A 12,172-nucleotide genomic window follows, 5' to 3' on the forward strand; every position below is an offset into this window, starting at 1 on the left:
CCACCCTTATTCATTTATGGCTTTTATTTACTATATCCCTCACAATGGATTCTGCATGTACGATGCTGTTTTCAATGAAAAATTCACGGGTATTCATCCCTCCACAGACCACTCCTGCAAGATATACTCCTTGCACATTGGATTCCTGGGTAATCTCATTGTACACCGGCTGGCATTTCTCATCTGGGCTCAGCTCTACTCCAAGTTGGTTGAGCAGGGTGAAATTAGGCTTGTAACCTGTCATCGCGAGCACAAAATCGTTCTCTATAGTTACATCTCCTTCCGGCGTGGCTATGACCACTTCCTGCTCTCTGATCTCCTTTAGCTTTGACTTGGTAAAAGCCCTGATAGATCCTTCCTTGATTCGGTTAACTATATCCGGGCGTACCCAGTATTTTACCGCCTGATCCACTCCTTCATCCAGCAGCACCATACTGACTTCTGCACCCTTTCTCCAGCATTCCAGCGCCGCATCCACTGCAGAGTTTGCCCCACCCACTACTACTATCTTCTGATTGATAAAAGGCCAAGGCTCTTTGTAATAGTGATGTACTTTGGGCAGATTTTCTCCAGGTATATTCATCAGGTTTGGCAAATCATAAAAGCCTGTAGCCAAAACTATATTTTTGGTAAGGTATTCATCTTTTGAAGTTTTGACCTGAAAGAGTTCACCTCTCTTATCCAGTTTTTCTACTGCTTCATAGAGCTTCACATTTAGCTGAAAATGTGAAAATACCCTTCGGTAATATTCCAAGGCCTCTGTCCTTGTCGGCTTATTGCCAATGGACATAAAAGGGATATCTGCCATCTCCAGCCGGTCAGAGGTGGAGAAAAAAGTCATATTGATAGGATAATTGTAAATGGAATTAGTCAGTGCGCCCTTTTCTACGATCAGGTAGTCTAGGCCTGCTTTTTTTGCCTCCACACCGCAGGCCAAACCAATGGGTCCACCGCCGATGATCAGCATATCAAATATTTTTTCTGCCATTAGGTCTTAGGTTTGTCGAGTTGAAACTGGACCTCTACATCAGCATAAAGCTCGGCCTTCCACTGAAAGCTGCGTTGCTTCATCTGAACGAGTCCGGATGTATGTTGAACCACGGCAGAGGCCGAAACCGTTCCATAATTCCCACCCATCCGGATTAATTGTGCCGAAAGGGCTTTCTCCATTTCTATAGGCACGCCAGTATCGGGAAGTTCCTCTTCAGGGTAGGTTTGGGTAGATTTCAAGATATGGAGCAAATCAGAAGTTCCGGGCTCCGCTTTCATGACTTCCTCAAGTTGGGATTTTGCCAGTTCTGATTTCGGCCAAGGCTCATTGAGCAAACCATTGCTCAAGCCGTAAATTCCAGGGGGAACCTCAAGTATGTCTGGGGCATAATTACTGAGGTAGAAAAGCCTCTCCCCATCACTAACCAGCAAATTAAAACCATCGTACTGCTCTTGGTTTTCTTGAATGGAGCTAAGATATTCTGCTGGGGAAATATGGCCTTCCAGCCAAGACTGCACCAGTTTACCTCTGCTGATTTTCGCGTTTATCGGTTTGTTGAAATCCCTGTAATTGGTCAGTAAAGACCAGCGTCCATTGGGGTGATAGCCCATCCATGTGCCACCGCTCAGCAAATCCTTTCCCCCATAAAATCCGCTCTCCCACAAATGAAGCGGCTGAGACTGCCGTGAGAAAAACTCATCTCGATTTGCACTGATGACTAAAGGGTAATCTGGGTGGGTTTTCCAGGAAAAAGCTACAAGACACATGGCATAAAAATAAAGAAAAGGCCGGAAATTCCGGCCCTAGGGTGATTATTCAACTTTCGATTCCTTCAGTTCAGGATAATCGGTGTACCCTTTTTCTCCGGGCGTATAGAAGGTATCCTTGTCCGGAGAAGCCAGCTCAGCATTTTCTGCAAACCGCTCCACCAGGTCAGGATTGGAAATGTAAAGTGTACCATAGGCCACTGCATCTGCATCTCCGCTTTCTATGACTTGATTCCCTTTTTCCTGATCAAAGCCTGCATTGATCACTAGGGTGCCTTTATACAAAGGCCGGAAATGCTTTGCAATTTCAGTGACCAAATAAGGCTTCTCTGACACGTCTGTGAAAGGCTCGGAAAGGTGCAAATACGCTAAATCGTAGTCATTAAGTTTTTTTACAATGTATTCAAACGTAGGAATAGTCTGTTCGTCAGCAGTCATCCCGAATACTCCATCCAAAGATGGATTTAGCCTAAGTCCGATTTTCTGCTCCGGCATCACTTCTTTAAGCGCATCTAGGATTTCAAAGAGGATTCTCGCACGGTTTTCAATTGATCCCCCATATTCATCTTCCCGGATATTACTGGTGGCATTGAAAAACTGGTGCAATAAATACCCATTGGAACTGTGGATCTCCACTCCGTCAAAACCAGCCTTCATGGCATTTTTCCCGGCATTTTTGAAATCTTCTATGGTTTGCTTGATTTCTTCCATACTCATCCCCTTAGGGGTCACAGTCTCCTTAAATCCCTCTGGAGTAAAGGATTTCGAGTTTGGATTAATGGCAGAGGGTGCCAAAGGCAAATCTCCCTGGTGAAAATCAGGATGGGAAATTCTACCTACATGCCAAAGCTGGATAAAAATATGCCCGCCTTCACGGTGAACCGCCTCGGTCACGCCTTTCCAGCCCTCCACCTGTGCTTCAGTATGAATACCGGGGGTGTTGATGTAGCCTACTGCCTTAGTGGATATCTGGGAACCCTCGGTGATGATCAGTCCTGCAGAAGCTCGCTGAGCGTAATACTTTTGATGAATTTCAAATGGTTTTTTTTCCGGGTTGTCTGCTCTGCTTCTGGTCATAGGAGCCATCCAGACTCTGTTTTTCAGCTTTAACCCATCGGTCAGGGTGATGGGTTGCAGTAATGCTTGTTGATTATTCATGGTGGTGTTGGTTTAGTTTTCAAAAATTCAATGTCTATACAACTAATGTAAAGGCATTAAAGTTCAATTTATTTACAGCTCTCTTAGCATTGATTTAGAATCAAAACCTTACCAAAAATCACCAGGTGACGATCCACCTACGTTTTTCCTCTCACATCAAACAGCCTTCATTTCAGGATCACCCCTGACCTCTCCCATCCTAATCCTCTGAATATCTATTTTTTAACAGTTTTTAATACGATTTTTTTCGTAGATATTTTGAACTTACGATTCTCTTCGTATATCTTTGGTACGAAAGTTATCGTATAAACTCCCATGAGTAAGCCTACCGAATCAGAATTAGAAATACTTTCCCTATTGTGGGAAATGAAACAAGCAAGTGTCCGGCAAATCCACGAAAAGCTGGCAGAAACCAAAGACACGGGCTACACCACTACCCTGAAGACCATGCAGATCATGCATACCAAAGGAATGCTGACCCGAAACGAGTCTCAGCGGACGCATATCTATAGCCCGGCTACCAATCAAAAAGAAACTCAAAAGTCACTACTGAAAAACTTGGTAACGACTGCATTTGGAGGATCGGCCCAGAAGCTCGTCATGCAGGCCCTGGGGCAGGAAAACCCTTCGAAAGAAGAGTTAGATGAAATACGCGCATTTTTAGACCAACTAGAAACCAAAGAAAGATGAACCTTTTAAACGACTGGATACCGGATAGTTTGCTCTATGCCACTGGATGGACATTGGTGCATACCCTGTGGCAGCTGGTGATAATAGCCGGGACCCTGTGGCTTTTGCTGAAAGCTTTTCACAAAAAAAGCCCGGCATTTAAATACCACCTCGCATTAGGGAGTTTGGCGCTTGCTGTATTGGCTGCTTTGGCGACTTTCACCTATGAAATCTCCAACTTCACCCCTACACCAGTTTTTGAGAGACTTGCACTGGAAGGAATGAGCTTCCAGCAAGTGAAAGCCGGCTCTGATCTGGGCATGGAAGGGTGGATTCAAGTACTGATCAACTGGATCGAATTACAATTACCAGTTTTGGTCAATTTCTGGTTTGTAGGAGCAATACTGTTTATGTTCCGCCTATTCAACAGTCTGTCCGAAATCAGCACCTTGAGAAAAACCTCCCAAACTCCCCAGGATTTTGAACTGGAGAAAAAGCTATATCGGCTCATGGGGAAAATGAACATCTCTAAAAATGTAGCGCTCAGACTGACTTCACATGGGGTGTCTCCCATTACTTTCGGCTACCTCAAGCCCATTATACTCATTCCGATAGGACTCTTAGTCCAGCTTTCCCCATCCCAGCTGGAAGCCATCATCGCCCATGAATTGGCACACGTCAAACGCAACGATTACCTGATCAATATTTTCCAGTCGGCTTTGGAAGTGCTCTTTTTCTACCATCCATGCTACTGGTGGATGAATCAGACGATTAAAGAATTGCGTGAAAATGCCGCAGATGACTTGGCCGTGCAGGTTGGCATTGCTCCTAAGGAGCTGGCCTATAGCCTGTCTGAAGTCTTGAACTTTGCCAAGCAAAATCCGCCGGAGCTAGCGCTGGCTGCAGCGCGGAAACGACATAATCCCACCCTTCAACGAATCAAAAGGATCCTGGGTCAACCTGCCCAGACTTATCCGCAAAACCCTATTATTTCTATCCCTATGTTACTTACACTATTATTAAGTGCAGGCCTGATGGCCAGTGCACAGCAAGATGTCCCCGTGAAAGTAGAGCTGGCAGAGCCAGTCAGCTCTGAAGTAAAAATAAATTCCAACTCGGGACAAAACGTCCACCTGAACCCCCATGTCAATGTGAACTCAAATGTCCACATGAATGCCGATCATGACATCCACATAGAGGCAGACACCATTGTGGAGAAAAACCTGGCATTGATCATCAAGGATTCCACCGAAGTCACCACCGGCAAGCACATTTGGGTGACCAAGGACAATGAGGTCATAGAACTCAAAGACCCTAAATCCTACAAACTTAAAATCGTAGCAGATACCATCATCAGTGAAGGAGATACCATTATAGTCAAAGGCTCCAACAACTTTGTCCACAAATCTACCGCTGATATGGACTGGGAAGGGATGCCAGTTTTAGAGTTGTCAGATGTCCCAGAACCACCTACTCCACCGGCATTTCCAGAAGAATTTATGGCAGAAATGCCAGAATTTTCCATGGCTCCCATGGCTCCTATGCCACCCATCGCCCCTATGCCTCCTATGGAATTTATCTACGGTGATGAAGAAATGTTTTTCAACTCAGACACGGTCAAAAACATGACTCCTGAGCAAAGAAAGCAGTGGGAAAAAGAAATGGAAAAGAAGGCCAAAGAATGGGCCAAGATAGCAGAGGAAAAGGCCGCCAAGTGGCAGGAGGAAAACCAGGAAGCCATCGCCAAATGGAAAGCCAACGAAGGTGAATTCCGTGCTAAAATGGAACAGTGGGAAAAAGAAATGCAACCCAAAATGGAGGCATTTCAGAAGAAAATGGAAGAATGGCAAAAAGCCCAAGAACCAAAAATGAAGGAATTTGAGGCCAAAATGAAAGCTTGGGAAAAAGAAAACCAGCCTAAAATCGAAGAATTCCAACGCAAAATGGAAATCTGGCAAAAAGAGAATGCCGCCAAAATGGAAGAATTCAAGCGAAAGCTGGAAGAGGAACTTAAAAATGAAAATGATGATAACTAATCATTAATTGTGTGTTGATGCTTCAAAAAAGACTTGGCCATTGGTCAGGTCTTTTTTTTGGTGATTCTATTTCAAAACAAAACTTTCCAGACCAGAAATCGCTATATTTTGTGAGTTTGAAGCATTCGAAAGGAAAGGGAATCCAGTACTCCATCCTTGGAAAACCATTCGATGAAATAGCAGATTCCAGCCCTTGTTTTGCTGATTTTTGAAATAAATAACACGATCATGACAACTGCCCAAAAAACCAAAATCACTGTAAAGGCCACCGTACATGAACCTATGGAAATGGTCTGGGAATACTTCACGAACCCTAAACACATCATCCATTGGAATAGCGCCTCACCTGATTGGCATAGTCCAAGTGCAAAAAATGACCTGCGTCCAGGCGGCAGTTTCATCACCAGAATGGAAGCCAAAGACGGCAGCGCGGGCTTTGATTTTGAAGGCAAGTATCAAGAGGTAGAGCGGCATTCCCATCTTGACTACATCCTGAGTGATGGAAGGGAGGTTCAGGTTACTTTCAGAGAGGTTCCGGATGGAGTTGAGATTACGGAGGTTTTTGATCCGGACCCAGACCATCCTGCAGAAACCCAGAAAAATGGATGGCAGGCAATTCTGGACAGTTTCAAAACCTATACCCAATCTGAGGCGAAGCTGGTGCGCTTGAATTTCCAGATTGAAATCGACAATACCCCAGAGGAGGTTTACCGGCTGATGCTCGAAAGGCCCTCATATGAGGAATGGACAGATGAATTCTCTCCGGGCTCCACTTACATCGGCAACTGGGACGAAGGCAGTACGCTGCATTTTGTATCACAAGGTGAAGAAGGAAATCAAAACGGAATGATCAGTAAGGTAATCAAACACCTGCCGGCCAAGCACCTTGAAATAGAACACGTAGGCATTTTAAATGATGGAGTGGAAATACTCGAAGGCAAAGATGTGGAGATGTGGAAAGGTGCCCATGAAAAATATACCTTCAAGGAAATCGAAGCAGGAACGCTTCTTCTGATTGAGACAGACTCCACCATGGAATACGATGAATATTTCTCAAAAACCTGGCCCATTGCCCTTCAAAAACTCAAAGAAATCTGCGAAAGAAAAGGCGAAAAATAGCCTAGCCCTATGATGACTCCTCTCTGAAGTGAAATCCTTACCTTTGCAGCAATCATGAAAAAGAAGCCATTTACCGTAGTCTACGAAGACAACCACCTTTTAGTCGTAAATAAAGCCTCGGGAATCCTCGTACAAGGGGACAAAACCGGTGACAAAACCCTGACAGATTACTGTAAGGATTACATTGCCAAAAAATACAACAAACCTGGAGCGGTATTTCTCCACCCTATCCACAGACTAGACAGACCGGTCAGTGGATTGGTAGCCTTTGCAAGAACCTCCAAAGGCCTTGAGCGCATGATGGAGGTATTCCGTAAGCGCGATATTCACAAGGTGTACTGGGCACTGGTGAAAAGAAAACCCAGAGAAGAAATGGGAAAACTGACCCACTGGCTGGTCAAAGACGAGCAGAAAAATGTAGTGACCGCCCATGACCGAGAGGTGCCGGGTTCGCAAAAAGCAGAGCTCAATTACAAAACCATGGGATTTATGAATGACCATTGGCTCTTGGAAGTCCGCCCGATTTCCGGCCGGCCTCACCAGATCCGGGTACAACTGGCCTCCATGGGCTGTCCCATCCGTGGAGATGTGAAGTACGGCTTTGCCAAGCCAAATCCTGACGCCAGTATCAATTTGCACGCTTTCCATTTGATCTTTGTGCATCCGGTCAAAAAGGAAAAACTATACTTGAGAGCTGCAGTGCCAGAAGAAGAATTCTGGGAGCAGTTTTTGGAATTTGAAACACTCAAAACCAAAGACCAGCATCTCGACAATACCTTCAGCGGGTAACTTCTGAAACCTTGGAATGATAGAAATCTCCAAGGTTTTTTTATTTTCCATTATGAAATCGAGCAGGCCGAAGATCGTCACACACCGTACTGATTATAATGTATGCGAGATTCCATCCCGTTTCCTTCGTCACGGGACAGGTTATGACCGCTGAAAAACAATTTCAAACAGATGAAAACATTCCTATTCTTCCTTTTTACAGCTTTCATGCTCTCCGCATGCAGTACCTCCCCTAAACCCAAAACGATTTACATCGTCCGTCATGCTGAAAAGCAATTGGACGGAAATGATCCTGAACTTTCCACTGCAGGGTCTGCCAGGGCGAGAAAACTTGCCCAGATCCTTGCCGGTCAAAATATCCAGCACATTTTCAGCACTGATTATCAGCGGACCCGCATGACAGCAAAGCCTACTGCTGACCAAGCGGGCATTTCCATCAACTCCTATGACCCACAGAAGCACGATGAGCTAGTAATACAACTTAGAAGTCTAGAAGGAAATATCTTGGTCGTTGGTCATAGTAACACCGTCGGGCAAGTGGCAAATTATTTTGTAGAGGACGGCGAACAATACGAAGACCTAGGAGATACAGAATACAATTTCATCTATGTGGTGACTTTAGCGAAGGACGGTACTTCTTCAGTTGAGAGAAAAACATATAAGGACTATTGATTATGAGGTGAAATAGAGATTCTATAGGCCTGTGAGAACATACTTTCCCCAATTTTTCCCTACCTTAAAATCACTATTTTTAATCCGTATGAACCGCCCAGAAAACCTCCTTCAACTTAAAGACAAATCCAAAACTTGGGACATCGCCGTTATCGGTGGCGGATCTTCAGGGCTAGGTGTAGCCTTGGATGCCATTTCCCGTGGGCTTTCCGTTATTTTATTCGAAAAAGCAGACTTTGCCAAAGGCACCTCCAGCCGCAGTACCAAGTTGGTCCATGGGGGTGTCCGTTACCTCGCCCAAGGCGACGTAGGCTTGGTCTTCGAAGCATTGAAAGAACGGGGGAAGCTGCTGAAAAACGCCCCGCATCTGGCACACGACCAGCCGTTCATCATCCCCATATTCACTGCCAAAGACCGGCTGATGTACAGCTTGGGGTTGAAAGTTTACGATTGGATGTCTGGCAGACTAAGCCTTGGCAAATCAGAATTTATATCCAAAGAAGAGACGCTCAAAAGGCTTCCTGGCTTAAAACCAAAGGGATTATATGGAGGTGTGGTGTACCACGACGGGCAATTTGACGATGCCCGGCTCGCTATTAATCTCGCCCAATCAGCCGATGAAATGGGGACCTGTGTCCTGAATTATGTAAGTGTAACTAGTCTGACCAAAAATGAATCCGGGAAAATAACCGGACTTCGTGTATCGGATAGGTTAACTAACAATAAATATAACGTCAATGCTAAAATGGTGGTCAACGCCACCGGGGTTTTCGCTGACAAAATCTTGAAAATGGACAATCCTTCTGCCCCGAAAACCATACAGCCCAGCCAAGGAATTCATATCGTCCTGGACCAAGAGTTTCTAGGTGGTAAGGACGCACTGATGATCCCTAAGACCAAGGATGGCCGTGTGCTTTTTGCAGTTCCTTGGCACAGTAAACTTGTCGTAGGCACTACTGATACGCTTCGGGACAAACCCAAACTGGAGCCTGAGGCTTTACAAAAAGAAATCGACTTTGTACTGGAAACTGCAGCAGGGTACCTGGCCAGAAAGCCAACCCGAGCAGACATCAGATCAGTATTTGCCGGCCTGAGGCCTTTGGCCCGCCCAAAGGAAGGGAGCACCAAAACCAAGGAAATCTCCCGATCCCACAAGGTGATTCTTTCGGAAAGTGGCTTAGTGACGATTACAGGAGGAAAATGGACTACTTTTCGTAAAATGGGGGAAGACACGGTAGAATATTTCACCCGGGTCACCGGAGAAAAAATCCCTGAGAGTAATTCACTGGATATGAAAATCCATGGAGCTACCACTCGAGTCCCGGAAGGCCACTGGGGAATCTATGGCTTTGATGCCAAGCCCATTCAGGATCTGACCAAGGAAAACAAGACTTGGGAAGAACTCCTGCACCCTGATTTCCCCAACATTCAGGCAGAAGTAATCTGGGCCGTACGTGAAGAGATGGCTGTGAAAGTCGAAGATGTGCTATCGAGGAGAATCCGGCTATTGGTACTAGATGCTCAGGCTGCCATAGATGCTGCGCCTAAGGTTGCCGACTTGATGGCCAAAGAATTAGGAAAAGATCAGGATTGGGTAGCTGCTGAACTCTCAGACTTTGAAAAGACTGCAAAAAAATATTTGATCAAAAAATAAAGCCTAATGACCCAAAATAAACCTTATTTGATGGCTTTGGACCAAGGAACTACGAGTTCAAGAGCAATCATTTTTGACCAACAGGGCAAAATCGTCTCCATAGCCCAAAAAGACTTTAAACAGCATTTTCCACAAGCAGGCTGGGTGGAGCATGACCCAAAAGAAATCTGGTCATCACAATCGGCCATGATGATAGAATCACTGGTCAATAAAAACATCAAAGCCAAGCAGGTAGCCGCCATTGGCATCACCAACCAACGGGAAACCACCATCATTTGGGATAGAGAATCCGGTGAACCCATCTACAATGCCATCGTCTGGCAAGACCGACGTACTGCCGGATTTTGCAATGCGCTCAAAGAAAGAGGAGAGGCAGAAAGGATAGTCAGTAAAACCGGACTCATCATAGATGCGTACTTTTCTGCGACCAAAATCAAGTGGATACTAGACCATGTGGATGGGGCAAGGTCCAAAGCTGAGGCAGGAGAATTGGCTTTTGGTACGGTGGATTCCTGGCTGATCTGGAATTTGACATCGGGCAAAACCCACATAACCGACATCACCAATGCCAGCAGAACCATGCTCTTCAATATCCATACTCAGGAGTGGGATCAAGAACTCTTGGATCTATTTGATATTCCCTCATCGCTGCTACCAGAAGTAAAATCCTGCAGTGAAATCTACTGTGAGACAGCAGGAGATGTACTGAGTGAGAAAATCCCCATTGCCGGAATTGCTGGCGACCAACAGGCGGCACTTTTCGGCCAGCTCTGTACCCAGCCAGGCATGGCAAAAACCACTTATGGCACGGGATGTTTTCTAGTCATGAATACCGGAAAAGAAGCCGTCCGCTCCGAAAACCAACTGCTCACCACCATAGCCTGGAAAATCGGAGATGAAATCAATTACGCTTTGGAAGGATCAGTGTTTATTGGAGGTGCTGCCATTCAATGGTTACGGGACGGCATGGGAATATTCAAGCATGCCCGAGAGAGTGAGCGTATGGCAGACAGCATAGAAGGTAATGATGGGGTTTACTTTGTGCCGGCTCTCTCGGGTCTGGGAGCTCCACATTGGGATCAGGATGCCAGAGGAGCATTTTTTGGAATCACACGAGGCACCACCAAAGCCCACATGGCCCGTGCGGCACTTGAGGCCATCGCATACCAAGTGTATGATGTACTGAAGGCCATGGAAAAAGACAGTGGTAAGCCCACCCGTGAGCTTAGAGTGGATGGAGGAGCCACGGCCAATTCATTCTTGATGCAATTCCAGGCCGACCTGTTGAGCTGTGAAATCAAGCGTCCCCAGATCATAGAGACCACGGCAATAGGCGCTGCATTTCTAGCCGGGCTAGCTGTTGGGTTTTGGAAAGATCAGGAAGAAATCAAATCCCTTTGGAAAGCCGACCGCAGTTTTGTCCCACACATGGGGGATCCTGAAAGAGACCGGCTGATTCATTTTTGGCACAAAGCAGTAGAACGCTCTAAAAACTGGGTAGAATAATGAATGTATTTCTAGCAGAATTAATAGGAACTGGCTTGCTCATGTTATTGGGTTCAGGCGTGGTAGCGAACATGCTTTTGCCAAAAACCAAAGGACATGGCGGAGGTATCATGGAGATCAGTACGGCCTGGGCTTTGGCAGTTTATGTAGGGGTAGTGGTCGCAGGCCCATATAGTGGTGCGCACCTAAATCCTGCAGTTACGCTAGGTCTGGCCCTGACCGGGCAATTTGAGTGGGCAATGGCACCAGGATATATTATTGCGCAGGTTTTGGGAGCCATGATAGGTGTGGGGATAGCCTGGCTAATCTACAAAGATCATTATGATGCCTCTGAAGATGCGGGGATAAAAGCAGCGCCCTTTGCCACATCTCCTGCCATTCGAAACCTTCCATTGAATTTTTTCTCAGAAGTGGTAGGGACTTTTGTTTTGATTCTGGTCATTCTATACAATGAAGGAGTAGAAATAGGCGATGTGAATGAAACTCCAATCGGCATGGGGTCGCTTGGAGCGATCCCAGTGGCATTTTTGGTTTGGGTGATTGGATTAAGTCTAGGCGGAACCACAGGATATGCGATCAACCCTGCCCGTGATTTTGGGCCGAGGATTATGCATACGATTTTACCGATTAAAGGCAAGGCAAGTTCAGACTGGAGTTACGGCTGGGTTCCCATTATAGGACCTTTCGTAGGTGCTGCCTTGGCGGCAGGACTGTATATGATGGCAGGGGCTTAATTGATTGGATTTGACCAAAAGTGTATATTTGGTGATTACGATCGCCAAAATTACATTATATAAAAGCCTGAAATTTT

At 45.8% G+C, this 12,172-nt stretch carries 11 protein-coding genes; 8 read left to right on the plus strand and 3 right to left on the minus strand.

Annotated features, from left to right (window positions below; all coding sequences use genetic code 11):
• Positions 1 to 10 precede the first annotated feature (10 nt).
• Genes PBT90_RS16225 through PBT90_RS16235 form a run of 3 tightly spaced genes read right to left on the minus strand, consistent with a single transcriptional unit; the run spans position 11 to position 2,916 of the window.
• The gene (locus tag PBT90_RS16225) at positions 11 to 988 is read right to left on the minus strand and encodes a YpdA family putative bacillithiol disulfide reductase (RefSeq protein WP_264807566.1); all 978 of its coding nucleotides are present in this window, start codon (positions 986 to 988) and stop codon (positions 11 to 13) included.
• Positions 988 to 1,758 carry an NRDE family protein gene (locus tag PBT90_RS16230; RefSeq protein WP_264807567.1) on the minus strand — a complete coding sequence of 257 codons (771 nt, stop codon included), beginning with the start codon at positions 1,756 to 1,758 and terminating at the stop codon, positions 988 to 990. Before PBT90_RS16230 ends, PBT90_RS16225 begins: the two co-directional genes overlap by 1 nt.
• Positions 1,759 to 1,803: 45 nt before the next feature.
• Positions 1,804 to 2,916, minus strand: a complete 1,113-nt coding sequence (locus PBT90_RS16235; protein WP_264807569.1) for an alkene reductase — start codon at positions 2,914 to 2,916, stop codon at positions 1,804 to 1,806.
• Positions 2,917 to 3,231: 315 nt separating this feature from the next.
• Between PBT90_RS16235 and PBT90_RS16240 the strand changes: the two genes are divergently transcribed.
• The 8 genes from PBT90_RS16240 (at position 3,232) to PBT90_RS16275 (ending at position 12,095) form a co-directional block, all read left to right on the plus strand.
• Positions 3,232 to 3,606 (plus strand): BlaI/MecI/CopY family transcriptional regulator, encoded by a 375-nt coding sequence (locus tag PBT90_RS16240; protein WP_264807570.1) that lies wholly within the window; start codon positions 3,232 to 3,234, stop codon positions 3,604 to 3,606.
• Positions 3,603 to 5,621: a M56 family metallopeptidase gene (locus PBT90_RS16245; protein ID WP_264807571.1), complete on the plus strand. Its 2,019-nt coding sequence runs from the start codon at positions 3,603 to 3,605 to the stop codon at positions 5,619 to 5,621. Before PBT90_RS16240 ends, PBT90_RS16245 begins: the two co-directional genes overlap by 4 nt.
• A gap of 228 nt (positions 5,622 to 5,849) precedes the next feature.
• Positions 5,850 to 6,740 (plus strand): SRPBCC family protein, encoded by an 891-nt coding sequence (locus PBT90_RS16250; protein ID WP_270130032.1) that lies wholly within the window; start codon positions 5,850 to 5,852, stop codon positions 6,738 to 6,740.
• Positions 6,741 to 6,794: 54 nt separating this feature from the next.
• Positions 6,795 to 7,529 (plus strand): RluA family pseudouridine synthase, encoded by a 735-nt coding sequence (locus PBT90_RS16255; protein WP_264807573.1) that lies wholly within the window; start codon positions 6,795 to 6,797, stop codon positions 7,527 to 7,529.
• Positions 7,530 to 7,700: 171 nt separating this feature from the next.
• The gene (locus PBT90_RS16260; protein ID WP_264807574.1) at positions 7,701 to 8,201 is read left to right on the plus strand and encodes a SixA phosphatase family protein; all 501 of its coding nucleotides are present in this window, start codon (positions 7,701 to 7,703) and stop codon (positions 8,199 to 8,201) included.
• 88 nt (positions 8,202 to 8,289) lie between these two features.
• Complete coding sequence (locus tag PBT90_RS16265; RefSeq protein ID WP_264807575.1) at positions 8,290 to 9,855, plus strand: glycerol-3-phosphate dehydrogenase/oxidase; 1,566 nt, start codon at positions 8,290 to 8,292, stop codon at positions 9,853 to 9,855.
• 6 nt (positions 9,856 to 9,861) lie between these two features.
• The gene (gene glpK / locus PBT90_RS16270) at positions 9,862 to 11,361 is read left to right on the plus strand and encodes a glycerol kinase GlpK (RefSeq protein ID WP_264807576.1); all 1,500 of its coding nucleotides are present in this window, start codon (positions 9,862 to 9,864) and stop codon (positions 11,359 to 11,361) included.
• A complete protein-coding gene (locus tag PBT90_RS16275; RefSeq protein WP_264807577.1) occupies positions 11,361 to 12,095 on the plus strand; it encodes an MIP/aquaporin family protein in 735 nt (244 codons plus the stop codon). The genes glpK and PBT90_RS16275 overlap by 1 nt, the downstream gene beginning before the upstream one ends.
• Positions 12,096 to 12,172: the final 77 nt, after the last annotated feature.

Source organism: Algoriphagus sp. TR-M9, from assembly GCF_027594545.1.
Lineage (GTDB): Bacteria > Bacteroidota > Bacteroidia > Cytophagales > Cyclobacteriaceae > Algoriphagus > Algoriphagus halophytocola.